The organism is Bradyrhizobium sp. 1(2017) (genome assembly GCF_011602485.2).
GTDB lineage: Bacteria > Pseudomonadota > Alphaproteobacteria > Rhizobiales > Xanthobacteraceae > Bradyrhizobium.
Genome location: NZ_CP050022.2, coordinates 7,660,218 through 7,684,565, shown reverse-complemented (window position 1 = coordinate 7,684,565; position 24,348 = coordinate 7,660,218). Strand labels below are relative to the sequence as shown.

The window sequence follows — 24,348 nt, the reverse complement described above, 5'->3', positions numbered from 1 at the left end:
GTCCCGGCTCTGCAATGCAGCGCTGAAGAAGCGCTGCACCGCGTCCGGGACACGCTGGTGGCCTGGCGCTATTTCTTCGCGAGCCCGAGCGTATCGATCACCTTGCGCTCGGACTCGGTGACCTCGACGACGAACTTCTTGTAGTCCTCGGTGTTCTTGTAATTTGGCACCATGTCGTATTTGGCGAGCGTTGCCACGACGGCCGGGTCCTCGACCGCCTTCTTGAAGGCGTCGTGCAGCTTGGCGACGATTTTCGGGTCCATTCCCTTCGGGCCGGCGATGCCGAACGGGGAATCATAGACCATGGGATAGCCGAGCTCCTTCAGCGTCGGCACGTCGGGGTAGTTCGGCGACCGCGCGCCGGTCCACACCATCAGCAGCTTCAGCTTGCCGGCGTCGACCAGCGGCCGCCACCCCGTGGAATCGGCCTGAAGCATGGTGTGCTGGCCGAGCACAGCCGCATTGGTCTCCGCGCCGCCCTTGAACGGCACCTGCGTCAGCTTGATGCCGGACATCGCGGCGATCTGCTCCATGCCGATATGCAGCGAGGTGCCGGTGCCCGGCGTCGCGTAGGTCACCTTGCCCGGGTTCGCCTTGGCGAACTCCACCACGTCCTTCCAGCTCTTGAACTGCGACTCCGCGTTGGTGGTGACGCCGAAGGTGTAACCGGTGAGATGGACGATGTAGGAGAAATCCTTCGCCGGATCCCATGACACTTCCTGCATTAGGGGCAGGCGGAAGACCGTGATCGGAATCTGCGAGATGGTGTAGCCGTCCGGCTTCGCCCCCGCCGCCATGGTCGCCGGCCCCACCGTACCGCCGCCGCCGGCCTTGTTGTCGACCACGATCGGCTGCCCCAGCACTTTCGAAGCGCTGTCGGCGATCGCTCGCATCGAGATGTCGGTCGAGCCGCCGGCCGGCCATGGCACGATCAGTGTGATGGGTTTTGTGGGATAGTCCTGCGCGCTGGCACCCGTGCAGAGCACTGCGCCCATGACCGCATGCATGGCGGCAAAAGCAATCGTCTTCAGCCCGTATCGCGACATCGAAACGCCTCCCTCGCAGCGGCCCCGCTCGTGCCGCCGTTTTCTCGTTATTGAGCTGCGATTGTTCACGAAATCGCGAGAGAAGAAAAGCGCCATCGCGGGTGCCGGGCAAGGTGCGAGACGGCAACTCCGCCGGAAGCCGTACATGCGACAATTGGTCGTTTGACGGCGTGCCGAGATACGGAATTTGAGCGGGCGAAGCCGTTAGGCCACGCGCCGGATTGCACTCAGCGTCTCGATGGCATGGCCGACCTCGGCGGCCGCACAGGGCTTGCCGAAATAATAGCCCTGCACCGCGGTGCAGCCGCATTCACGGACGAAGTCGAGTTGCTCCGCGGTTTCCACACCCTCCGCCGTGGTCTCGACGCCGAGCACGGAGCCGAGGCTGGCAATGGTGCGGACGATGGCCACGCTTTCCGGGCTTTCGCCGAGCGTGCCGACGAACGAGCGGTCGATCTTGATACGATCGAACGGGAACTTGCGCAAATAGCTGAGCGAGGAATAGCCGACGCCGAAATCGTCGAGGCTGACGCGGACCCCTAACGCGCGAAGCTGGTGCAGAATCTCGATCGTCGCCTCGCTGTCGTCGAGCAATGCCGTTTCGGTGACCTCGAGCTCGAGCCGTTGCGGCGGCAGGCCCGCTTCGGCAAGCGCGCTTGTGACCATCGCCACCAGCCCGCGCGAACGGAACTGCACGGGCGACAGGTTCACTGCAACGGTGACGGCGGGCCAGGCGACGGCGGTCGCACACGCGCTGCGCAGCACCCATTCGCCGATCGGGACGATCAGCCCGGTTTCTTCCGCGATCGGGATGAATTCGGCCGGCGAGACCAGGCCGCGCGAGGGATGCTTCCAGCGCAGCAGCGCCTCGAAGCCGGTGAGCTCGGAATTGTCGAGTCGTACCTGCGGCTGGAACACCAGATGGAATTCACGCGCCTCCAGCGCGCCGCGCAGATCGTGCTCCAGCGCGTGCCGGCTGCGCGCCTCTTCCTCCATTTCGGGCTCGAACAGCTGATAGGCGCCACGCCCCTTCGCCTTGGCCTGGTACAGCGCGAGGTCGGCGCATTTCATCAGCTCGTCGGCATCGAGCCCGTGATCGGGTGCGATCGCGATGCCGACGGAGACGCCGACATGGATCGACTGGTTTCCCATCGGCGGCGGGTGGCCGATGATCTCTACCAGGCGGCGGGCGAGCTTTTCGGCCGATTGCGGCTGCGGTCCACGCTGGAGAACGGCGAATTCGTCGCCGCCGAGCCGTGCAACGGTGTCGTGCTCGCCGACATTCTCCTTCAGGCGCGCCGCGACCCAGCGCAGCAGCCGGTCGCCGGCGGCGTGGCCGAGGCGGTCGTTGACGGTCTTGAAATTGTCGAGGTCGAAGCACAGCACGGCCATCGCGCCCCCCGCGATCGCGACCTGGTTCAGCCCTTCGCTCATCTTCTCGCGGAACAGCGTGCGGTTGGGCAGGTCGGTCAGCGAATCGTGGCGCGCCATGTGCGCGACGCGGGCCTGGGCCTTGTGGCGGTCCGTGACGTCCTCATAGGTCACGACCCAGCCGCCGTGCTCCATCCGCTTGTGATTGAGCTTGATGATGCGGCCGTCGCTCAAATGGCGGTGCAGCGTATGCTCGCCTTCGCGCAATCGCTCGACATAGTCGGCGTAGAGGCGCGCACCCGTCGTGTTCGGATGGATGCCGAGCTCGCAGCTGTGCTCCATGATCTCGCGCATCGAGACGCCAGGCTTCACCACGTCGGGCGACAGGCCGTACATCTCGACATAGCGGCGGTTACAGACGATCACGCGCAGGCTCGAATCGAGCATGCACAGCCCCTGGCTCATGTTGTTCAGCGCGGCGTCGAAGCGCCGATACTGCTCGCTCAGTTGCTCGACGGCATGTTCGCGCTCGGTGATGTCCTCATAGGTCGCGACGAAGCCGCCTTCGGCCAGCGCGCAGTAGCGCACCGAGATGACGGTGTCGTCCGACATGCTGCGACGCATCGGCGAGGAGTCACGGCTCGCAATCCGGGCGCGCGCGGCTTCCAGGATCTGCTCCGGGGTATATTCCGTCGCGAACGCCCCGTTGGTCATCGATCGCTCGATCAGCTCGGAAAGATGCGTGCCCGGCCTAGTTTCTTCCTGCGAGAGTCGGTAGATCTTGCGGTAAGTGGTGTTGCAGACGCGAAGCCGCATGTCGCTGTCGTAGAAGGCGAGTCCGTGCGCCATGTTCTCCATGGCGGCATCGAGGATGAAGTTCTGCTGCCGCAGCGTCTCCTCGTATTGCAGCCGCTCGGTGACGTCCTCATGCACCGTCACCCAACCGCCATCGGGCAGGAAGCGGGAGACCGCCTGCACCATCCGCCCATCGTAGCGCATCACCAGCAGGGTCTTCACCTTCCTGGCGCGCACGTCTTCGAGACGGCGCTCGTGAAACTCCCCGCCCGGCATGCCTGGCAGATTGCCGCGCGACATCCAATGCTCGATCACCGTACAGTGCGACGTTCCCGGTTTCACGATCTCGGGATCGAGGTCGTAGAGGCTCAGAAAGCGTTCATTGCAGACGACGACGCGGCTGTCGGCGTCGTACATGATCAGGCCGTGAGACATGTTGGAGAGCGCATGCTGGCTGCGCTCGGTCTGCACACGCAATTCGGCCTCGAGCCGGGCGAGGCGGCTGACGTCGTCGCAGATCGTCATCCAGCCGCCGCCAGGCAGCGGCTTCAGCTCCAGCGCCATGACGAGGCCGGTCGCGAGCCGCTGCTCGGTCCGGAACGGCTCGCCACCCGCGATCTGGGCGATCCGCGCCGAGTATAGCGCGTCGAGCTCGCTTTCCGGAAAGTTGCCGCGGCTCGCGCTGTGCGCAAGCACCTCGCGGTAGCTCGTGCCCACCCGCACGATGTCGGCCGACATGTCGAAGAAGGAGACGTAACGCTGATTGACCAGCACGATCCGGTTGTCGGCATCGTAGACGCAGACGCCTTGCTCCATGTGGTCGAGCGCGAGCTGGCTCAATGCGACCAGGGCTTCCGGGCCCTGTTCGCGGCGTGCACCAAGCTCGTTGTCGCGGATCGACGTCATGGGGTCGGCGGTCTCGGCGGGCAATAGACTTAACGCAACGTAATTCAGCCGCCGAGCGTAACGAAGAGGCCGGAAAATTCCCTTAAGCGTGGTAGTTTACGGAGGGTGACTGGCGATGGAGAGCAAACGCGCTAACGGCCATCCGGCAAGGCCATAGTCGTCCCGTAGCCCGGATGAGCGCAGCGACATCCGGGGGCAGCCTTTCCCGCATGTCGCTTCGCTCATGCGGGCTACGGAGACAGCCCGATCTCCTACGGCCCGTACAATACGAGTTCCGTGTCGGTGAGATCGGCGAGCTGCGGCCGGTGCGGGCCCTTGAAATATTTGCGGCCGCGACGCTCGGTATAAATACCGACAAGGCCGGGAACCGGGCCATTGGAATCGACGGCCACGGCGATCTTGCCGAGCCGCAGCAGCAGCCGGCCGATGCGGCCTGCGCAGGCGGCGTATTCGGCGGTGTTGCGGCAATAGATCAGCTTCATCGCGGGCGGTGCGATGAAGCCGCGACGGATGCGCACCGGTTGCAGGACGAAGGGGAAGGTTCCCTTCGGCGTGCGGCAGACCAGGCTGAGACAATTGTAGCGCGCATGCCGCGTCAACAGTTCGGTCTCGGCTTCGGAAAGTCCCTCGATCGCCTTGGCGTGCTGCGAGATGACTTCGATCTTGCTCCAGCGCGGGACCCGCGCCAGCGCCGGCACAGAGAAGAAGATGCCGTGGCAATAGGCCCGAAATCCCTGCGTCTCGATGATCGGCCAGGTCCACGGCGCCGGGCTGATGTTGAGGTAGGTGACGTCCTTGTGCCGCTGCGCGATCTTGGTGAGCAGCGGAGCATAGTTGCGATAGGCCGGATCGACATACCAGCTCGACAGGTTGCACTGGATGGCAGTCTGTTCGCCGTCCTTGCGCGCCGTGTAGATCAACAGCAGCACGCCGACCGGCGTGCCGTCATCGTCGAGCATGTAGCCGAAGCGCGGAAAGCCATCCGGCACGGATCGGAAGGCCTGCCGGCGCAGGCCCTGGATCCAGTATTCGCGCGAACGCCCGACGAAGCCGCGCGTCAGCAAGTCCGCGATCTTATCGACGTCGGACTCGGTAATCTCGCGGCATCGGACCTTGGTGTGGATCACGTTCGTCTTGCCCGTGGAAATGGTCGGCCTCGTCCGTCTCGTTAGCGCCAGCCCTCGCCATGCGCATCGGCCGAAGCGGACGGCTGCATGCCCATGATCTCACGGACCTTGGCGGGCCAGGCGGACAGATCGGTGCCGTGGGTGTGGAACATGGCGACCGCGAGCCGGTCCATGCCGAAGGCGACGCAGCCCGTGTGGGCCGGTTCGCCATTGGCGTCCTGGATGCCCCAGGTCGTGCCGAAATGCTCGCGGTGATAGTTGAAGCTCATGCAGGCGGTCGGCTGCTCTTCCGAGCGCAGCGGGATCAGGAGCTCGAATTTGAGCTGCTGCTGCTTCTGGCTGACCGCCTTCATCTGGCCGACGCGGCCGAAGAAGGGATCGCTGGCATAGTCGACGCGGAAGGTCAGGCCGAGGTCGCGGGCGATCGCCTGCGCGCGCACCATCCAGCGCTCGCGGAAATCGGCGACGTCGTCGGCCGTGCCGATGCAGACATATTCGCGCATCCGGAACGATTGCAGCCGGTCGAGATGCTTCGACGGCTCGCGGCGGAAGCAGTCCGCGGCGACGTCGAAGCGCAGGCCGCCCTTCGGCAATTGTCCGCGGCTTGCTGCGATCGGGTAGACGGGGTAGCAGGCGGCCGGCGACAGCACGAGGTCGGCCGGCGAGAGCGATGAGGTCCAGTCGCCGCCGGCGTCGAAGCGGCTCACCGCGGCGTTGATCTCGCGTTCGGTGCCGTGCAGGCCGCAGACGCAGCCGAGCAGGTTCGGAAAGCTCTTGAGGTAGCCGGATTTCTCGAGCTGAGCCCGGCTCATCACCGGCGGAAAGCGCATCACCTCGGTTCCGGCCTCGCGATGCCCCGTGATCAGCGCAGCGAGCCGCTCGACGACGCCTTCATAGAGCGCGGTGCGGGCGTAGACGCCGTCCGAGCCCATGGGGTGGAACAGCCTGTCGGCGAGATGATCGAGCGGATCGATGATCTGTGGCGCGGTCTCGGGCGAATCGGGGAGGACGGCAATGTTCATGGGTCGATGTCCTGCTATCTCGAAATTGTTCTTCTTGGTTCAGTCGGCAAGCACGTCAGTCACGAAGGCTCAGCGGCACGCCGCTCATCAAGGTCGATGTCGCGGCGTTGGCGAGAATACGGTCATTGTTGATCATGATCGGAGACGACAGCACGTCGCGCAGATGACGGCCCATGGTGAACTCGCCGTCGTTGCGGTAGCCGGAAAGGCCCGCGGTGCGCATCGCATGCATCACGGTCTCGACCGCGAGCTCGGAGGCCTGAACCTTCAGCAGTGTGATCGAAGACTGGAAATCGAGCGAGCTCAGCGCGCGCTCGTCATGCTCGGCGCGGGCGAAAGCGTCGATGTTGGCCGCGATCAGCGCGCGCAGCTTGGCCAGCGACATCTTGGCGGCGGTGAAGTGCGCTGCGGCCGGCGGCATCTGGCCGCCGGACGAGCGCGCCGCCTTGCGGATGAAGGCCTGCGCGCGGGTCACGGCGGCAGCCGCGATGCCCGTCCAGGCGGACGACCAGCACAGATGCGCGAACGGCGTCATGGTCTGGGCATGGATCTTGTCATAGGCTTCGGGGAAGATGCGGTCGGCGGGGCAATCGACCTTGAGCTCGAAGCCGGTCGAGCAGGTGCCGCGCATGCCGAGCGTTTCCCAGCCCAGCGTCCGCTTCAACGAGTAATCGTCCTTGGCGAGCGCCAGAAGCACCTGGTCGGAAGCCGCAGCATCGGTGGCGCGCCGGGCGATGGTCACGAGGCCGTCGGCTTCGGCGCCGTAGGAGATCACGGTGGCGTCGCGGACCAGCGCGACGGTGTCTCCGGCGTGATCGACGGCTGCCGCGCTGGCGCGGATGTTGCCGCCGTTCTGGCCTTCGGTCGTGGAGGAAGCGAGCAGCCACTGGTCGCGGGCGACCCGGCGTATCATGGTTTCCATCCAGGGGATACCGTGACCATGCCTGACGATGCAGGCGACCTTGGTCTGGTGCATCGCGTAGATCATCGCGGTGGACGCGCAGGCGCGCCCGAGCGTGTAGCAGATGTCGGTGACGTCGTAGATGGAGGCGCCGAAGCCGCCGAATTCGATCGGGATCATGACACCCAGCAGCTTCTGCTCGCGTGCGACCTCGAATGCCTTGTGCGGGAAGCGGGCGTCGCGATCGACGCCGTCTGCATCGGCTGCGGCCGCTGCGGCGGTCCGGTTGGCACGCTCGATCAGGGAGGGACCCTGCTCGAGGAAGCTGGTCTGCATTTCGTCGACAGTGAGGACTGCTTCACGCACGTTCATACTCGTCCGCCTCCGGTTTGCCGTTCGAGATCGCCGGCATCATTCGCGATGCCGCTGAAGCGATCCTCCGACCATCTTTGCTTGTGAGACGAGGCTACGGATTTAATTCAAATTCGTCGATGAAATAGAGGGTAAACAAAGCCCAATTCCGAACGAACAGTTAAGGTCCGGTTGTTTGCGTCGCCGGAATTTCCGGGGTCGCGTTAGTGATCTGGAAGAGGGCTGAATTTTAGTCAATCTGAGTCATGGTTTACTAAGAAAAGGGAAGTAATCCTCGCGGCCATTGCGGGATCGGCTGACCGTGCCCATCGTAGCCGTCAGTCCGGTCCGACCACGATAGACAGATGGGAATTTGCCGATGCAGGCCTTCGATACCGATTTGCGCAATCGCATCATCAAGCTGGTGAAGGGCATTCTCGAACAGAACTCGCTCGCCGCGAACATCACGCCACAGGCGAAGCTCGTGGATGCGGGCCTGACCTCGATGGACATGGTCAACCTGATGCTCGGGGTCGAAGCCGAGTTCGACTTCACCATCCCGCAATCCGAGATCACGCCGGAGAATTTCCAGTCCGTCGAAACGCTGGAGCGGATGGTTGCCACCCAATTGCGTTTGGCTGCGGCGGCTTAAGTTAGAGCCGCAACTCCCTCCCGGTGTCGTCCCTGCGTTCGCAGGGACGACGCTGAGAACGAGGCCCGCGCCTCCGCCCCTCACACCACCGGCATCCGTCCCCACCCCCCGTTCCAAATCCGCCCCAAAGCTGGCATAGCTTAACCATGTCGCACGTGGCGAACAGGGTGGAGCGGGTATGACGCAAGCGGTATTGGGCATCATCGGCGGCTCCGGCATCTATGATCTGCCGGGCCTTGAGGGTGCGCACGAAGAGGTGATCAAGAGCCCGTGGGGAGAGCCGTCGGCACCTGTCCGGCGCGGCACCATGGCGGGCCTGCCGATCGTGTTTCTGCCGCGGCACGACAAGGGCCATCGGCTATCGCCCTGCGACATCAATTATCGCGCCAATATCGACGTGCTGAAGCGGGCCGGTGTCACCAGCCTGATCTCGTTGTCGGCCTGCGGTTCCTTCAGGGAGGAGCTGCCGCCCGGCACCTTTGTTCTCGTTGATCAGTTCGTCGATCGTACCCATAAGCGCGAGAGCTCGTTCTTCGGCAAAGGCTGCGTCGCGCATGTGTCGATGGCGCATCCGGTCTCGCCGCGGCTGCGCATTCACCTGGCGGCAGCGGCCGAGGCCGAAGGCCTCGCTATCGCGCGGACGGGGACCTATGTCTGCATGGAAGGGCCGCAATTCTCGACTTACGCCGAGAGCATGACCTACAAGACGTTGGGCTATTCCGTGATCGGCATGACCAACATGCCCGAGGCCAAGCTCGCGCGCGAAGCGGAGATTTGCTATGCCACCGTCGCGATGGTGACGGATTTCGATTGCTGGCATCCCGACCATGATGCGGTCACGGTGCAGGACATCATCCGTGTACTGACCTCGAACGCCGACAAGGCGAAGGCGCTGGTGGCGCGGTTGGCCAGGGATTTCCCACGCGAGCACGAGCCGTGCCCGATCGGCTCGGATCGTGCGCTCGATACCGCGCTGATCACGGCGCCCGAGGCGCGTGATCCCGAGCTTCTGAAGAAGCTCGATGCGGTGGCGGGACGCATCCTGCGCGGCTGAAGTGAGAGGCAGAACGCCATGAAGGTCGACGGCAAGCATTTCCGCAGCATCTGGCGCGAGCGCGACGGCTGGTCGGTCGGCGCGATCGACCAGCGCAGGCTGCCGCACGAGTTCGTCGTTGCGAAACTGACGTCCTGCGAAGACGCGGCGGCGGCCATTCGCGACATGCTGGTGCGCGGAGCCCCGCTGATCGGCGCCACCGCGGCCTATGGCATGGCGCTCGCGATGCGCGAGGATGCCTCGGATGCCGGCCTGAAACGCGCCTATGAGACGCTGGTCGTGGCGCGGCCGACCGCGATCAACCTGAAATGGGCGCTGGATGAGATGCGCACTGCGCTGTCGCCGGTCGATGCGGTTGAACGCGCGGAGGCGGCCTACGCGCGCGCCGACGAGATCGTCGAGCAGGACGTCGAGATCAACCGCGGCATCGCCGGCAACGGTCTGAAGCTGATCGAGGCGATTGCGGCAAAGAAGCCGGGCGAGACGGTCAATGTGCTCACCCATTGCAATGCCGGCTGGCTTGCAACGGTGGATTGGGGCACGGCGACGGCGCCGATCTATCTCGCGCATGAGCGCGGCATCAAGATCCATGTCTGGGTCGACGAGACCCGTCCGCGCAACCAGGGCGCTTCGCTCACCGCCTGGGAACTCGGCCATCATGGCGTGCCGCATACCGTGATCCCGGACAATACAGGCGGGCATCTGATGCAGCACGGTATGGTCGATCTCGCCATCGTGGGCACCGACCGTGTCGCCGCCAACGGCGACGTCTGCAACAAGATCGGCACCTATCTGAAGGCGCTCGCCGCGCACGACAATGGTGTGCCGTTCTACGTCGCGCTGCCGTCCCCGACGATCGATTTCACCGTTCATGACGGCATCCGCGACATCCCGATCGAGCAGCGCAGCGGCACGGAGGTCACCGACATGACCGGCCGCACCGCCGACGGCCGGCTGGAGACGGTCCGCATCGTGCCGGAGAATTCGCCGGTCGCCAATTATGCGTTCGATGTCACGCCGGCGCGGCTCGTGACCGGCCTGATCACCGAGCGCGGCGTGCTGACGCCCGACCGCGCCTCGCTCGCGGCCGCCTTCCCGGAGCGGATCGCCGCCGCCGCGGAGTAGGCTCGGCTAGGAGAGCTTCAGCCCCATCGCCTTCTCGAGATCCGCAATCGCCTGCGCCCCACTCGTCACCTTGATCGTGGTCATACCCATCTCGCGCGCGGGTTTCAGGTTGACGCCGAGGTCGTCGAGATAGACGCAATTCTTCGCATCGACCTTCAACGCATCGACCATCAGCCGGTAGATGCGCGGGTCGGGCTTGCGCAGGCCGATCTTGGCGGATTCGATGACGTGGTCGAACAGAACCATCACTTCGGCGATGTAGAGTGAGCGCCCGGTCATGCTGCCGATGGCGTTGGCCGGAAGGTTGTTGGTGATGCAGCCGGTCTTGAACTGCGCCTTGATCCGCTTCAACGCCTCCACCATCTCGGGGCGCAGATCGCCCTGGAGCAGCGGCAGCACGTCGCGGCCGCGCACCTCAGCGCCAAGGGCACGTGATTCCTCGGCGAATAGGAGATCGAACGTATCGATATCCACCTCTGCCCGCTCAAACCTGGCCCAGGCGTTTTCCAGATGATTGGCGGCGTTGGTGCGCCGGATGATGTCGACGGGCAGGCCGCGCTCGACCTCGAACCGGGCGAACGCCTCGAACGGCGAGCTCGTCAACACGCCGCCAAAATCAAAGATCACAGCTTCGATCGTCAAGGTCCCGACCTCGTCAATTCCGTACGGAGATAGCTGACAAGACGGCTAGCACGCGCTATCGGCAAGGACCAGCCCGAAGCAAACCCGCCCTGACCGAATCGACTGCCGAGGCGTATTCCCATGAAGACAATCGCAACATTCGTCACGGCCGCTGCGCTGCTTGCCACGCCCGCTCATGCCATCGTGGGCGGCGGCACGCCGCAGGCCGAGGGTGTGGCGCGCGCCGTCGTCACCATCGTCGGCTCGCGTGGCAATTTCTGCACCGGCAGCCTGATCGCACCAAAACTCGTGCTCACGGTCGCTCACTGCGTGCAGCCTGGCGCGGAGTACAAGATCGTCGATCGCAGCGTCGACGGCCAGCCGCAATTGCTGAACGTCCGCACCGTCGCTATTCACCCGAACTTCAACATACAGGCGATGCAGGCGCATCGGGCGACTGCCGACGTGGCGCTGCTGCAACTGGAAATTCCACTCAAGGGAAAATCGACGGTGGCCGTCGGGATGCCGACGATTCCAATCCGGGTCGGCAGCCGTTTCACCATCGCCGGCATCGGCGTCACCACGAGTGGTGACGGCAAGAGCGGCGGCATCACGCGCGTCGCTGCGCTTGTCGCCACCGGCCAGCCGGGGACGCTCCAGATTCGGTTGGTCGATCCCGTAACCAACGGTGTTCGCGGCGGAATCGGCGCTTGTACCGGCGATTCCGGCGGTCCCGTCTTCGAGGACAGGCCGAATGGTGCCGTTCTCGTCGGCGTCGTCAGCTGGTCCACGGGGCCGAACGGCGCTGCCGGTTGCGGTGGGTTGACTGGGGTTACGCCGCTCACGCTCTACCGCGACTGGATTCTGCAGACCGCGCGGAGCTGGGGTGCGGCACTTTGATTTGACCACGACCTGATCTATGTCATTTTGAAGCGGAAGCGCGGCGGGCGACATTGCCTGCCGCGGAGGAAACGCGCCGTCCGACCAAGGCCGGCCACAAGAAAAAGCAAGGCAACAAGCAACGATGAATGTCGCCGTTCGCGGTCACACCGCCACCAAGCAAGCTTCCGAACATTTCGACGTGCTGATCGTCGGTGCCGGCATCTCCGGAATCGGCAGCGCCTACCACATCAACAAGCAGCTGCCGGGCACGAGCTACGTCATCCTGGAAACGCAGGCGACGTTCGGCGGCACTTGGAGTACGCATCGCTATCCCGGCATCCGCTCGGACAGCGACCTCCACACGTTCGGCTACAGCTTCAAGCCCTGGGTCGGGCCGCCGATCGCCACCGCCGACGAGATCCTCTCCTACATGAAGGAGGTGATCGACGACAACGATATCGCCCGCCACATCCGCTACAAGCACAAGATCAACTCCGCGAGCTGGTCGAGCGAGCAAAATCTCTGGACCATCGAGGCGATGACGACCGACACCGGGGAAGCAAAGACCTTCACCGCGAACTTCCTCTGGATGTGCCAGGGCTATTATCGTCATTCGGAAGGTTACACGCCGGAATGGAAGGGAACCGATCGCTTCAAGGGCCGCATCGTTCATCCGCAGACATGGCCTGACGATATCGATCTCACGGACAAGAAGGTGGTCGTGATCGGCTCCGGCGCGACCGCGGCGACGCTGGTGCCGAACATCGCGGACAAGTGCGCGCACGTCACCATGCTGCAGCGTTCACCTACCTATTTTCGGCTCGGCCGCAACGCCATCGAGATCGCGGAGGAGCTGCGCAGGCTTCAGGTCGACGAGGGGTGGATCCATGAGATCGTCCGGCGCAAGATTCTGTTCGAGCAGGACGCGTTCACCAAGCTTTGCGTCTCCAAGCCGGAGCAGGTGAAGAAGGATCTGATCGGCCAGATCAGTGCGGTCCTCGGACCCGACTACGACGTCGAGACGCATTTCACGCCAACGTACCGGCCGTGGAGGCAGCGCATCGCCTTCGTGCCCGATGCCGATCTGTTCAAGGGCATTGCCAGCGGCAAGGCCTCCGTCGTCACCGACGAGATCGAGTGCTTCGTCGAGAGCGGCATTCAGCTCAAATCCGGCAAGCTGCTGGAGGCCGATGTCATCGTCACCGCGACCGGCTTCAACCTCGCCGCACTCGGCGACATCGCTTTCGAGATCGACGGCAAGCCGCTCGCCTTCGGCGACACCGTGACCTATCGCGGCATGATGTTCACGGGCGTGCCGAACATGGTCTGGGTGTTCGGCTATTTTCGCGCGAGCTGGACGCTGCGCGTCGACCTCGTCGCCGATTTCGTCTGCCGGCTGCTCGGACATATGAAGAGCAGGGGCGCTAGGAAGGTCGAGGTGAGCCTGCGCGCCGAAGACCACAACATGCCGATCCTGCCCTGGATCGATCCGGAAAACTTCAACCCCGGCTACATGATGCGCAACATGGATCTGCTGCCGAAGCGCGGCGACAAGCCGGAATGGCAGCACAGCCAGGATTACTGGACCGAGAAGGACGAAATCCCCAAGACGGATCTGGATGACAAGGCTTTCGTGTATCGGTGAGGGAGGGGTCGTGTAAGGGAACTATAGCGACCGCCACATCCTCCGCCGTCGTCCTGGAACGCGCTTCGCGCCCCGGGACGACACTGTTGGTTTGATGAACGGCGTGCCAAATCTTTTGCAGCGACGCTACGAATTTCTTCGCGTCGCATTCGTGGCGATCGCCGCAGCCGCCGTGCGGTTCTCCACGCCGAGCTTGGCGTAGATCTGCTCCAGATGCTTGTCGACCGTGCGCGGGCTGAGGCCCAGAATCTGTGCAATGTCGCGGTTGGTCTTGCCCTTGCTGAGCCAGGCCAGCACCTCGCCCTCGCGGGTGGTGAGGCCGAGCTCGCTGGCGAATTCGGGCGGCGGCGCGCTGCCGGATTCCTTGGACAGCCTCAGCAGGAATTCGTTCGGCGCGGTTTCGCCCATGTAATGGAACCGGAGCTGCGGATTGTCGGGCAAGGAGGCTACCTGAGACTTCGAGCTGCCCTTGCTCCTGGCCTGATCCAGCCATTGCAGCAGTGATGGCGGCAGGGCGAAGTCGTCGGCCTGCGGGCCGTGATGATCCGACAGCAGCCTTTGCGCTTGCGGCGTCGCCCAGAGCAAATTGCCCTGCCGGTTCACGGCAAACAGGAAGCGGCCGGAGACGTCGAGCGCGGCCCGTGCGCTCTGGGTCAGGCGGGCATTGCCGAGATGGACGCGGATGCGCGCCAGCATCTCCTCGACCACGATCGGTTTCGTCACGTAATCGACGCCGCCAGCTTCCAGTCCACGAACGATATGCTCGGTCTCGGCGAGCCCCGTCATGAAGATCACGGGCACATTGGCAAGGCCGGCCTCGCGCTTGAGGCGGCGGCAGGTCTCGAATCCGTCGATGCCGGGCATCACCGCATCGAGGAGCACGATGTCCGGCGTGATCTGGTCGACGATGCGCATCGCGGCGGCGCCGTCGAGCGCGACCATCACCGTCATGCCGGCGCCGTCGAGCGCGTCGGTGAGCAGCCGCAGCGTTTCGGGAGAGTCGTCGACAACGAGCGCGACGTCGCGCTTCTTGGGCTCAATGCTCATGCGCATGCAACGTCTTCAATGTGGCCATGTACTGGTCGAGATCGAAGCGATCGACCAGCAATCGCATTTGCGCGACGAAGTCGGCATGCTCGGGGTGCTCGCTGCCGATCTCGTCGAGCTTCAGCTGGATACCCTTGACATAGCCGATCTGGCCGAGCCCGATCAGCGCCTCGATATGCCGCACCGGCGGCCTCGATCCGGTGTCCGGCCGCCAGAACGGTACGACGATCTCATCCGAGCCGTACTGCCATTCGATCTTGAGGAGCTGGCGGATCGTCTCCAGCAGCCGCGGAATGTCGATCGGCTTCATCAGATAGCCGTCGTGGAAGGGCTGGGCCAGCGGCGTGCCGTGGGCCTCCAGCGCACTCGCCGACACCATCAGGATGCGCGCCTGGTGATGGCCGTTCGCGCGCAAGGCCTCCGCCACGGTCCAGCCGTCCATGCCCGGCATGGAGATGTCGAGCAGGAACAGGTCGGGCCGGCAATGCTGCGCCAGCGCGAGGCACCCCGGTCCATCGGGCGCACTGAGCAGGATGAAGCCGAGCGGCGTCAGCACCTCGCGCAGGAGGTCGCGATGAACGGGATCGTCGTCGGTGACGAGGATGGTCTTGCGCGCACCGTGATAGCCCGAGACCGGCGCCTCCACCGGCGCGATGCGCTGGGGATTGGTGACCTCCGACAGCAGGATCTTGACCTTGAACGTGCTGCCGGTGCCGACCGTGCTCATGACCTTGATGTCGCCGCCCATGACGCCGGCGAGCAACCGGCTGATGGTGAGGCCGAGCCCGGTACCGGTCTGCGGCTGCGAGGCACCGAGTGCGCCGCGCTCGAAGGGCGCGAAAATGCGCTCGAGGTCGTCGCCCTGGATGCCGGGGCCGGTGTCGATCACCTCGAACTCCGCGACCGGGCTGCGATAGTGCACCACGAACTGCACGCTGCCGGTCTGGGTGAACTTGATCGCGTTGGAAAGCAGATTGATCAGCACCTGGCGCAGCCGCTTCTCGTCGGCATAGACGACGACCGGCAGCGCGGCGGGCCGCCTGAACACGAAGTCGATGCCCTTGGCAGCGGCCTGAAGGCGGAACATGCCGACGAGCTGGTCGAGGAATTCGCTGAGGCGCACCTCGTCGCGCGACAGATACAAACGCCCCGCCTCGATCTTGGAAATATCCAGGATGCCGTCGATCAGGCCGGAGAGGTGATCGGCGCTGCGGCGGACGACACGGACCTGGTCGCGCGGCTTCGCGCTCAGCGTTGCATCCTGCTCCAGCAGCTGGGCGTAGCCGCTGATGGCGTTCAGCGGCGAGCGCAGCTCGTGGCTCAGGCCGACGACATAGCGGCTCTTGGCGAGATTGGCGGATTCGGCGACTTCCTTGGCGCGCTGCAGCTCGGCGTCGGTACGCTTGTGCGCGTCGATCTCCTGGATCAACAGCGTCGTCTGCCGTTTGGTTTCATCTTCCGCGGCCCGGCGGCTCTGCTGCGCCAGCACGAACAGCCAGGCCACCACGCCGATGATGATGCTGAGCGAGAAGAACACCTTCCAGAGCACGTTGGAGACGAGCAGGTTCTCGCCCTGCACGCTCGCGGAGGTCTGGAGATAGATCAGCCCGAGGACCAGCGCGACGAGGCCGGCCGAGACAACGAACACCCCGACATAGTGGCCGAACTGCGAGTTGATCCGCCGATAGATCGGTTGCGGCAGGATCCTCCCGAGCGCCTCGGAGAACTGCACCTGAGCGCGGGCGTGCGGCTTGCAGAGATCGTGGCAGCGGGCATCGAGCGAGCAGCACAGCGAGCAGATCGGGCCGGCATAGGCCGGGCAGGAGGTGGTGTCCTCCGGCTCGAAATGGTGCTCGCAGATGCAGCACTGGATCGACTCGATACTGGCCCAGCTCTTTTTTGGCTTGCGCGCGATGTAATATTTTCCCTCGGTGAGCCAGGCGATGACGGGCGCGGTGATAAACGCGACGGCCAATGCGACGAAGGCGGCCAGCGCCTTCACCGTCGGACCGAACAGGCCGTAGAATGCCGCGATCGAGACGATGGTCGCGATGGTCATGGCGCCGACGCCGACCGGGTTGATGTCGTAGAGATGGGCGCGCTTGAACTCCATCTGCGGCGGGCGCAGGCCGAGCGGCTTGTTGACGACGAGGTCGGCCACCAGCGCGCCGACCCAGGCGATCGCGACGTTGGAATAGAGAGCCAGCGTCTGCTCCAGCGCCTTGTAGACGCCGATCTCCATCAGCAGCAGCGCCACCATGACGTTGAACACCAGCCACACCACGCGGCCGGGATGGCTGTGCGTCAGCCGCGAGAAGAAGTTCGACCAGGCAATCGAGCCGGCATAGGCATTGGTGACGTTGATCTTGATCTGCGACAGGATCACGAACGCGCCGGTGAGCGCCAGCGCCATGTCGGGCTGCGACAGCACATAGCGAAACGCCTCAAGATACATATGCGCGGGCTCGGCCGCCAGCTCGCCGGGAAGACCGTGGCCCAGCGCGAAGAAGGCGAGAAACGAGCCGAGCAGTAATTTCAGCGCGCCGAAGATGATCCAGCCGGGCCCTGCGATCAGCAGGGCGATCCACCATGACGTTCGCGACGTGCGGCGGTCGCGCGGCAGAAACCGGAGGAAGTCGACCTGCTCGCCGATCTGCGCGACCAGGGAAAACACCACGGACGACGCGACACCGAACAGCAGCAGATCGAAATGTCCGTTGGCGTCGCCGTGCTCGCCGGCGAATTTGCGCCACTCGGCGAATGAATAGGGATTGGCCCAGGCGATCGCGGCAAAAGGCAGGATATGCAGGACGACCCAGATCGGCTGCGTCCAGAGCTGGAACCGGCTGATCAGGGTGATGCCATAGGTGACGAGCGGGATGATCGCGACCGCGCTGATCAGATAGCCGATCGGGCGCGGAATGCCGAAGCACATTTCGAGCGCGGTCGCCAGGATCACCGCTTCGATCGCGAAGAAGATGAAGGTGAAAGAGGCGTAGATCAGCGAGGTGACGGTCGAGCCGATATAGCCGAAGCCGGCGCCACGCGTGAGCAGGTCGATGTCGATGCCGCATTTGGCCGCGTAATAGGCAATGGGCACACCGCAGAAGAAGATGATGGCTGATACGACGAGGATCGCGGCGGTGGCGTTGGTAACACCGTAATTGAGCGTGATGGTGCCGCCGATCGCTTCGAGCGCCAGGAAGGAGATCGCACCGAGCGCGGTGTTGGCGACGCGGGCGGCGGACCAGCGGCGCGCGCTCTTCGCCGTGAAGCGCAGCGCGTAGTCTTCCAGCGTCTGGTTGGCGACCCATTGGTTGTATTGGCGCCTGACGCGGTCTATTCGCTGCCGCCCTGCCACGCTTTACCCCACTCCCGACATGGACCCGGAGCCCCTCGCAAATTCCGTACCAAAAGCCTACGTCGGCATTTTGCGGTGCAATATACGCGATCTTGCGTATGCTTGAGCTGCACAAATTCGAGCCATCCTCACGGCACCAACGCGTGTTCTCGAACAAAAGTGGGGTGCTCATGTCAGACGAAGCAAACAAGGGCTTGTTGTCGCCGCTCCGGCGCAAACTATTGATGGGAATGGCGGCTGTGCCGGCCATCACGATGCTGCCGAAGGCGTCGTTTGCGCAGGCGCCCGCGACCTCGGCAGTCAACACCACGGGCCTAGCTGTCACCGACACGGAGGTGACGGTCGGCATCCTGCACTCGGCGACCGGCACCATGGCGATCTCGGAGACCGGCTCGATCGAAGCCGAAAAGCTCGCCATCGAGCAGATCAATGCCGCCGGCGGCGTGCTCGGGCGCAAGATTAAGTTCATCCAGGAGGACGGCGCCTCGGACTGGCCGACCTTCGCCGAGAAGGCCAAGAAGCTGCTCGTCAACGACAAGGTCGCAGCCATCATGGGCTGCTGGACCTCGGCCTCGCGCAAGGCGGTGCTGCCGGTGGTCGAGCAGTACAACGGCATGCTCTACTACCCCACCTTCTATGAGGGCCTCGAGCAGTCCAAGAACGTCATCTACACCGGCCAGGAGGCGACCCAGCAGATTCTCGCCGGCTTGAACTGGATCGCCAAGGAGAAGGGCGCGAAGTCCTTCTTCTTCATTGGCTCCGACTACATCTGGCCGCGCACCTCGAACAAGATCGCGCGCAAGCATGTCGAGAACGTGCTGAAGGGCAAGGTCGTCGGCGAGGAGTACTACGCGCTCGGCTCGACCCAGTTCAACTCGGTCATCAACAAGATCAAGCTGACCAAGCCCGACGTGATCTTCACCGACGTCGTCGGCGGCTCGAACGTCGCCTTCTACAAGCAGCTCAAGGCCGCCGGCATCGACCTCGCCAAGCAGCCGCTACTCACGATCTCGGTGACCGAGGACGAGATCGACGGCATCGGTGGTGAGAACATTGCGGGCGCCTATGCCTGCATGAAGTACTTCCAGTCGCTCGACAATCCGAACAACAAGGCGTTCGTGCCGGCCTTCAAGAAGGCCTGGGGCGAGAAGACGGTGATCGGAGACGTCACCCAGGCTGCCTATCTCGGCCCGTGGCTGTGGAAGCTGACGGTGGAGAAGGCCGGCTCCTTCGACGTCGACAAGATCGCCGCGGCTTCGCCGGGCGTCGAGTTCAAGGGTGCGCCGGAGGGCTATGTGCGCATCCACGAAAACCATCACCTCTGGTCGAAGACGAGGGTGGGTCGCGCCAAGCTCGATGGCCAGTTCGAGCTGATCTACGAGACCGCCGATCTCGTCGAGCCCGATCCCTTCCCCAAGGGCTATCAGTAAGTCGCGGCGTTCGGCGCCCCTTCTGCAAAAGTCAAAACCGCTCCCTGGCGTGGATCGCAAGTCCATGCCCAAGACCCCACGCGCCGCGAGCTCGCTTGCGACGCGGGGACCCTTTCCCCGACGGAGGACATCGATGTTCGGCGACTACTCGCTTGGTGACCTTGGCTCCATCTTCGTCATGCAGGGCTTTGCGGGACTGATCCTGTTCTCGGTCTACGTCCTGATGGCACTGGGGCTCGCGATCATCTTCGGCCAGATGGGCGTCATCAACATGGCCCATGGTGAGTTCATGATCCTCGGGGCCTACGTCACCTGGATGACCTCCAATCTCTTCCAGGCCTACCTGCCGAGCCTGTTCGGCGGCTACTTCTTTCTGGCGATGATCCTGGCCTTTGTCGCGTCCGGTGCGCTGGGCATGCTGGTGGAATGGGTGCTGATACGGCACCTCTACAAGCGACCGCTCGATACGCTGCTCGCCACCTGGGGCCTCAGTCTGATGCTGCAGCAGGCCTATCGCTCCGTGTTCGGCGCACGCGAGGTCGGCGTCGAGCTGCCGCAATGGATGCTGGGCTCGTTGCACGTCACGGACAGTATCGAGGTGCCGATCAACGGCGTCTTCGTGATGTGCCTCACCGTGCTGATCACCATCTCTGTTGCCTATGTTCTCTATATGTCGCGCTGGGGCCGCCAGGTCCGCGCCGTCGTGCAGAACCGCATCATGGCGGGCGCCGTCGGCATCAACACCGAGAAGGTCGATCGCTACACGTTCGGGCTCGGCTGCGGCATCGCGGGTGTCGCCGGCAGCGCCTTCACGATGATCGGCTCGACCGGGCCGACATCGGGCCAGCTCTACATCGTGGACACCTTCCTCGTCGTCGTGTTCGGCGGGGCCGCCAGTCTGCTCGGCACCATCGCCTCGGCGTTCTCGATCTCGCAGACGCAATCGACGCTCGAATTCTTCATGTCCGGCTCGATGGCCAAGGTGCTCACGCTGCTCGCCGTCGTCGGCATCCTGATGCTGCGTCCGCAGGGTCTCTTCGCCCTCAAGGTCCGCAAATAACGAGAAGCAGGCAAGTCATGATCAACTCACGCTTCTTCAATCGATCCGAGCTCATGGGTTTCATCGTTCTGGCCGCCGTGCTGTTCGTGATCCTGCCGTTGTCGCTGGATGTGTTCCGGCTCAATCTGGTCGCGAAATATCTGACCTACGCCTTTGTCGCGCTCGGCCTCGTGCTGTGCTGGGGCTATGGCGGCATCTTGAGCCTCGGCCAGGGCGTCTTCTTCGGCCTCGGCGGCTATTGCATGGCGATGTTCCTCAAGCTCGAGGCATCGAGCGTCGAGAACACGAAGATCCAGTCGACGCCAGGAATTCCTGATTTCATGGACTGGAATCAGATCACGTCGCTGCCGCTGTTCTGGCAGCCGTTTCACAGTCTCACCTTCACGATCCTCGCCATCATCCTGGTCCCCGGCCTGTTCGCCCTGATCATCGGCACCGCGATGTTCAAGCGCCGCGTCGGCGGCACCTATTTCGCCATCATCACCCAGGCCGTCGCCGCCATCCTCACCATCCTGATCGTCGGTCAACAGGGCTATACCGGCGGCATCAACGGCATGACCGACCTGCGCACGCTCAAGGGCTGGGACATCCGGCCCGACCACGCCAAGGTCATCTTGTACTTCGTCGAGGTGGTGCTGCTGTTCGCCTGCATCGGCATCGCGCAATTCATCCGCCTGACCAAGCTCGGCCGCATCCTGGTGGCGATGCGCGAGCAGGAGGATCGCGTCCGCTTCTCCGGCTACAGCGTCGCCAATTTCAAGATCTTCGCCTTCTGCATGGCCGCGGTCTTCGCCGCGATCGGCGGTGCCATGTTCGCGCTCAATGTCGGTTTCATGTCGCCGTCCTTTGTCGGCATCGTGCCGTCGATCGAGATGGTGATCTACACCGCGGTCGGCGGACGGATGTCGATCTTCGGCGCAATCTGGGGCGCCATCCTGGTGAATTTCGCCAAGACCAGCCTGTCGGAATCCTTCCCGCAACTCTGGCTGTTCGGTCTCGGTGCGCTGTTCATCGCGGTCGTGCTCGCCTTCCCGAATGGCCTGTCCGGGCTCTGGGCTGACTACGTGCAGCCGCGCATCGACCGGCTGTTCGCCTCGCGCAAGCCGAAGTCGGACTGGAGCGACAGCTCGGTCGCCGACGGCGCGCCGGCAGAGTGAGGAGATAGATCATGCTCGTCGGTCATCAACCCAAGGAATTCCTGCTCGCTGTCTCCGGATTGACCGTCTCGTTTGACGGGTTCAAGGCGGTCAACGATCTCTCCTTTTACGTCGAGGAGAACGAGATTCGCGTCATCATCGGTCCCAACGGCGCCGGCAAGACCACGGTGCTCGACCTGATCTGCGGCAAGACCAGGGCGACCTCGGGCTCGATTCAGTTTCGTGGCAAGGAGCTCACGAGGATGAAGGAGAACGAGATCGTCCAGACCGGAGTCGGGCGCAAGTTCCAGACGCCCTCGGTGTTCGAGGACCTCACCGTCTTCGAGAATCTCGAGATCTCGTTTCCGCGCGGCCGTACCGTGTTCGGCTCGCTGACGTTTCAGCGCGACCAGAAGGTGAAGGAGCGGGTCGCGGACGTCGCGGAGATGATCTTCCTCAAGGACAAGCTCAACACCTATGCCGACGAGCTCAGCCACGGCCAGAAGCAATGGCTCGAGATCGGAATGCTGCTGATCCAGGACCCCGACCTCCTGATGTTGGACGAGCCCGTCGCCGGGATGAGCGTGTCCGAACGCGCCAAGACCGCCGAATTGCTCAACCGCATCATCAAGAACCGCTCGGTGCTGGTGATCGAGCACGACATGAAGTTCGTCGAAGACATCGCGCACAAGGTCACCGTGTTGCACCAGGGCCAGATCCTCTCGGAGGGGACGATGGAGAAGGTGAAGAACGATCCCAAGGTCATTGAAGTGTACCTCGGGCATTAAGGAGCACGCCGATGCTGGCAATTTCAGACCTTCACGTCGCCTACGGCCAGAGCGAGGTGCTGCACGGGCTCAACGTCAAGGTCGCGCCCAACGAGATCGTGGCGATCATGGGCCGCAATGGCATGGGCAAGACCACGCTGATGAAGTCGCTGATGGGGATCCTGCCGGCGAAAAGCGGCTCGGTGAACATGGACGGCGCCGAGCTCGGTGGCCTCAAGAGCTACGAGCGCGTCGCCAAGGGCCTCGCTTATGTGCCGCAGGGCCGCATGATTTTCTCGACCATGACGGTGAAGGAGAACATCGAGACTGGCCTCGTCGTCTCCGGCGGATCCGAGGTGCCTGAAGATATCTACGAATTATTCCCGGTGCTGCTGGAGATGAAGGGCCGCCGCGGCGGCAATCTCTCCGGTGGCCAGCAGCAGCAGCTTGCCATCGCCCGCGCGCTCGTCACCAAACCGAAAGTCCTGCTGCTGGACGAGCCGACCGAAGGAATCCAGCCGTCGATCATCAAGGAGATGGCGCGCACCTTGAAGCGTATCCGCGACGAGAAGGGGCTTTCGATCGTCGTGTCCGAGCAGGTCCTGAGCTTCGCGCTCGACATCGCCGACCGCGTGCTTGTGATCGAGAACGGCGAGATCGTGCGGGACGATCCGCGCGATGCAGTCGATGCCGCGCAGGTCTCGAAATATCTGTCCGTCTAACCAACCGTAGTAAAGGGGAGCCTCTCGATGCCAGAGACACTGATCAAGGTCGATCTCACCAAGTCGGCCTATGAAAATGACATGGTGCATAACCGCTGGCACCCCGATATCCCGATCGTGGCTTGGGTCAATCCCGGTGACGATTTCATCATCGAGACCTATGACTGGACCGGCGGCTTCATCAAGAACAACGATTCCGCGGATGACGTGCGCGACATCGACCTGTCGATCGTGCACTTCCTGTCCGGTCCGATCGGCGTCAAGGGCGCCGAGCCGGGCGATCTCCTCGTCGTCGATCTGCTCGACGTCGGTCCGCTCAAGGAAAGCCTGTGGGGCTTCAACGGCTTCTTCTCCAAGCAGAACGGCGGCGGCTTCCTCACGGACCATTTCCCGCTGGCGCAGAAATCGATCTGGGACATCAAGGGTCTCTACACCTCGTCGCGCCACGTACCCGGGGTGAACTTTGCCGGCCTGATCCATCCCGGCCTGATCGGCTGCCTGCCCGATCCGAAAATGCTGGACACCTGGAACAAGCGCGAGGCGGAGCTGATCTCGACCAATCCGACGCGCGTGCCTGGACTTGCCAATCCGCCTTTCGCGCCGACCGCCCATGGCGGCCGCGCCAAGGGCGACGTCAAGGCCAAGATCGGAGCGGAGGGCGCGCGCACCGTGCCGCCGCGCGAGCACGGCGGCAATTGCGACATCAAGGATCTCTCGCGCGGCTCGAAGATCTACTTCCCGGTCTACGTGCCCGGGGCCGGTCTCTCGATGGGCGATCTTCACTTCAGCCAGGGTGACGGCGAGATCACCTTCTGCGGCGCCATCGAGATGGCGGGCTGGCTGCATCTGAAGGTCGAGGTGATCAAGGACGGCATGGCGAAATACGGCATCAAGAACCCGATCTTCAAGCCGTCGCCGATCACGCCGAACTACAAGGATTATCTGATCTTCGAGGGCATCTCCGTCGACGAGGCCGGCAAGCAGCATTATCTCGACGTCCACATCGCCTATCGCCAGGCCTGCCTCAACGCGATCGAGTATCTCAAGAAATTCGGCTACTCCGGTGCGCAGGCCTATTCGATCCTCGGCACCGCGCCGTGCCAGGGCCACATCTCCGGCGTGGTCGACGTGCCCAACGCCTGCGCCACGCTGTGGCTGCCGACCGAGATCTTCGACTTCGACGTGATGCCGTCGGCGGCTGGGCCCATCAAGCACATCACCGGCGATGTCCAGATGCCGATCTCGCCGGACAAATGACGCCGCGCTCCCTCTCCCCGTTCCTTCGGGGAGAGGGGCTGTCTTCGTACACGCGATCACCAAAGGCGTA

The 24,348-nt window shown here is 63.7% G+C and carries 19 protein-coding genes; 11 read left to right on the top strand and 8 right to left on the bottom strand.

Features of this window, described 5'->3' with window-relative positions:
* Window positions 1-68 precede the first annotated feature (68 nt).
* From HAP40_RS36375 to HAP40_RS36355, 5 genes are all read right to left on the bottom strand, one after another.
* Window positions 69-1,046, bottom strand: a complete 978-nt coding sequence (locus HAP40_RS36375; RefSeq protein WP_166812220.1) for a tripartite tricarboxylate transporter substrate binding protein — start codon at window positions 1,044-1,046, stop codon at window positions 69-71.
* Between the two features lie 204 nt (window positions 1,047-1,250).
* Window positions 1,251-4,118 carry a PAS-domain containing protein gene (locus HAP40_RS36370; protein ID WP_166812222.1) on the bottom strand — a complete coding sequence of 956 codons (2,868 nt, stop codon included), beginning with the start codon at window positions 4,116-4,118 and terminating at the stop codon, window positions 1,251-1,253.
* Window positions 4,119-4,369: 251 nt separating this feature from the next.
* Window positions 4,370-5,245, bottom strand: coding sequence for an acyl-CoA acyltransferase (locus HAP40_RS36365; protein WP_166812224.1), 876 nt, complete (start codon window positions 5,243-5,245; stop codon window positions 4,370-4,372).
* 41 nt (window positions 5,246-5,286) lie between these two features.
* Entirely contained in the window at window positions 5,287-6,267 is a 981-nt protein-coding gene (locus tag HAP40_RS36360) for an amino acid--[acyl-carrier-protein] ligase (protein ID WP_166812226.1), read from the bottom strand.
* Window positions 6,268-6,322: 55 nt separating this feature from the next.
* Entirely contained in the window at window positions 6,323-7,540 is a 1,218-nt protein-coding gene (locus HAP40_RS36355) for an acyl-CoA dehydrogenase family protein (protein WP_166812228.1), read from the bottom strand.
* A 358-nt stretch (window positions 7,541-7,898) separates the two neighbouring features.
* Between HAP40_RS36355 and HAP40_RS36350 the strand changes: the two genes are divergently transcribed.
* The 3 genes from HAP40_RS36350 (at window position 7,899) to mtnA (ending at window position 10,350) form a co-directional block, all read left to right on the top strand.
* A complete protein-coding gene (locus tag HAP40_RS36350) occupies window positions 7,899-8,171 on the top strand; it encodes a phosphopantetheine-binding protein (protein WP_166812230.1) in 273 nt (90 codons plus the stop codon).
* A gap of 178 nt (window positions 8,172-8,349) precedes the next feature.
* Window positions 8,350-9,225 carry an S-methyl-5'-thioadenosine phosphorylase gene (locus tag HAP40_RS36345; protein ID WP_166812232.1) on the top strand — a complete coding sequence of 292 codons (876 nt, stop codon included), beginning with the start codon at window positions 8,350-8,352 and terminating at the stop codon, window positions 9,223-9,225.
* 18 nt (window positions 9,226-9,243) lie between these two features.
* Window positions 9,244-10,350 (top strand): S-methyl-5-thioribose-1-phosphate isomerase, encoded by a 1,107-nt coding sequence (mtnA, locus tag HAP40_RS36340; RefSeq protein WP_166812234.1) that lies wholly within the window; start codon window positions 9,244-9,246, stop codon window positions 10,348-10,350.
* A gap of 6 nt (window positions 10,351-10,356) precedes the next feature.
* Here mtnA and HAP40_RS36335 read toward each other — a convergent pair whose 3' ends face one another.
* On the bottom strand, window positions 10,357-10,992 hold the full coding sequence (locus HAP40_RS36335) for an HAD-IA family hydrolase (protein WP_166812236.1): 636 nt from the start codon (window positions 10,990-10,992) through the stop codon (window positions 10,357-10,359).
* 120 nt (window positions 10,993-11,112) lie between these two features.
* Between HAP40_RS36335 and HAP40_RS36330 the strand changes: the two genes are divergently transcribed.
* Window positions 11,113-11,871, top strand: coding sequence for a S1 family peptidase (locus HAP40_RS36330; protein WP_166812238.1), 759 nt, complete (start codon window positions 11,113-11,115; stop codon window positions 11,869-11,871).
* Window positions 11,872-11,995: 124 nt separating this feature from the next.
* On the top strand, window positions 11,996-13,498 hold the full coding sequence (locus HAP40_RS36325) for a flavin-containing monooxygenase (protein ID WP_166812240.1): 1,503 nt from the start codon (window positions 11,996-11,998) through the stop codon (window positions 13,496-13,498).
* A 126-nt stretch (window positions 13,499-13,624) separates the two neighbouring features.
* Here HAP40_RS36325 and HAP40_RS36320 read toward each other — a convergent pair whose 3' ends face one another.
* Together HAP40_RS36320 and HAP40_RS36315 are read right to left on the bottom strand one after the other, a co-directional pair.
* Window positions 13,625-14,551 (bottom strand): response regulator, encoded by a 927-nt coding sequence (locus HAP40_RS36320; protein ID WP_166812242.1) that lies wholly within the window; start codon window positions 14,549-14,551, stop codon window positions 13,625-13,627.
* Window positions 14,535-17,906, bottom strand: a complete 3,372-nt coding sequence (locus HAP40_RS36315) for a hybrid sensor histidine kinase/response regulator (RefSeq protein WP_166812244.1) — start codon at window positions 17,904-17,906, stop codon at window positions 14,535-14,537. The genes HAP40_RS36320 and HAP40_RS36315 overlap by 17 nt, the downstream gene beginning before the upstream one ends.
* A 170-nt stretch (window positions 17,907-18,076) precedes the next feature.
* On the opposite strand from HAP40_RS36315, the gene urtA reads away from it, so the two are divergent.
* From urtA to fmdA, 6 genes are all read left to right on the top strand, one after another.
* The gene (gene urtA / locus HAP40_RS36310; protein WP_166812246.1) at window positions 18,077-19,336 is read left to right on the top strand and encodes an urea ABC transporter substrate-binding protein; all 1,260 of its coding nucleotides are present in this window, start codon (window positions 18,077-18,079) and stop codon (window positions 19,334-19,336) included.
* 133 nt (window positions 19,337-19,469) lie between these two features.
* Entirely contained in the window at window positions 19,470-20,396 is a 927-nt protein-coding gene (urtB, locus tag HAP40_RS36305) for an urea ABC transporter permease subunit UrtB (RefSeq protein WP_166812248.1), read from the top strand.
* A 17-nt stretch (window positions 20,397-20,413) separates the two neighbouring features.
* Complete coding sequence (urtC, locus tag HAP40_RS36300; protein WP_166812250.1) at window positions 20,414-21,553, top strand: urea ABC transporter permease subunit UrtC; 1,140 nt, start codon at window positions 20,414-20,416, stop codon at window positions 21,551-21,553.
* An 11-nt stretch (window positions 21,554-21,564) separates the two neighbouring features.
* Window positions 21,565-22,320 (top strand): urea ABC transporter ATP-binding protein UrtD, encoded by a 756-nt coding sequence (urtD, locus tag HAP40_RS36295; protein ID WP_166812252.1) that lies wholly within the window; start codon window positions 21,565-21,567, stop codon window positions 22,318-22,320.
* Between the two features lie 11 nt (window positions 22,321-22,331).
* On the top strand, window positions 22,332-23,021 hold the full coding sequence (gene urtE, locus HAP40_RS36290; protein ID WP_166812254.1) for an urea ABC transporter ATP-binding subunit UrtE: 690 nt from the start codon (window positions 22,332-22,334) through the stop codon (window positions 23,019-23,021).
* 27 nt (window positions 23,022-23,048) lie between these two features.
* Window positions 23,049-24,278 carry a formamidase gene (fmdA, locus tag HAP40_RS36285; protein WP_166812256.1) on the top strand — a complete coding sequence of 410 codons (1,230 nt, stop codon included), beginning with the start codon at window positions 23,049-23,051 and terminating at the stop codon, window positions 24,276-24,278.
* Window positions 24,279-24,348: the final 70 nt, after the last annotated feature.

Coding starts and splice junctions, on each gene's coding strand:
- HAP40_RS36375 (WP_166812220.1), bottom strand. CDS start 1,046: ATGTCGCGATACGGGCTGAAGACGATTGCTTTTGCCGCCATGCATGCG.
- HAP40_RS36370 (WP_166812222.1), bottom strand. CDS start 4,118: ATGACGTCGATCCGCGACAACGAGCTTGGTGCACGCCGCGAACAGGGC.
- HAP40_RS36360 (WP_166812226.1), bottom strand. CDS start 6,267: ATGAACATTGCCGTCCTCCCCGATTCGCCCGAGACCGCGCCACAGATC.
- HAP40_RS36355 (WP_166812228.1), bottom strand. CDS start 7,540: ATGAACGTGCGTGAAGCAGTCCTCACTGTCGACGAAATGCAGACCAGC.
- HAP40_RS36350 (WP_166812230.1), top strand. CDS start 7,899: ATGCAGGCCTTCGATACCGATTTGCGCAATCGCATCATCAAGCTGGTG.
- HAP40_RS36345 (WP_166812232.1), top strand. CDS start 8,350: ATGACGCAAGCGGTATTGGGCATCATCGGCGGCTCCGGCATCTATGAT.
- mtnA (WP_166812234.1), top strand. CDS start 9,244: ATGAAGGTCGACGGCAAGCATTTCCGCAGCATCTGGCGCGAGCGCGAC.
- HAP40_RS36330 (WP_166812238.1), top strand. CDS start 11,113: ATGAAGACAATCGCAACATTCGTCACGGCCGCTGCGCTGCTTGCCACG.
- HAP40_RS36325 (WP_166812240.1), top strand. CDS start 11,996: ATGAATGTCGCCGTTCGCGGTCACACCGCCACCAAGCAAGCTTCCGAA.
- HAP40_RS36320 (WP_166812242.1), bottom strand. CDS start 14,551: ATGCGCATGAGCATTGAGCCCAAGAAGCGCGACGTCGCGCTCGTTGTC.
- urtA (WP_166812246.1), top strand. CDS start 18,077: ATGTCAGACGAAGCAAACAAGGGCTTGTTGTCGCCGCTCCGGCGCAAA.
- urtB (WP_166812248.1), top strand. CDS start 19,470: ATGTTCGGCGACTACTCGCTTGGTGACCTTGGCTCCATCTTCGTCATG.
- urtC (WP_166812250.1), top strand. CDS start 20,414: ATGATCAACTCACGCTTCTTCAATCGATCCGAGCTCATGGGTTTCATC.
- urtD (WP_166812252.1), top strand. CDS start 21,565: ATGCTCGTCGGTCATCAACCCAAGGAATTCCTGCTCGCTGTCTCCGGA.
- urtE (WP_166812254.1), top strand. CDS start 22,332: ATGCTGGCAATTTCAGACCTTCACGTCGCCTACGGCCAGAGCGAGGTG.
- fmdA (WP_166812256.1), top strand. CDS start 23,049: ATGCCAGAGACACTGATCAAGGTCGATCTCACCAAGTCGGCCTATGAA.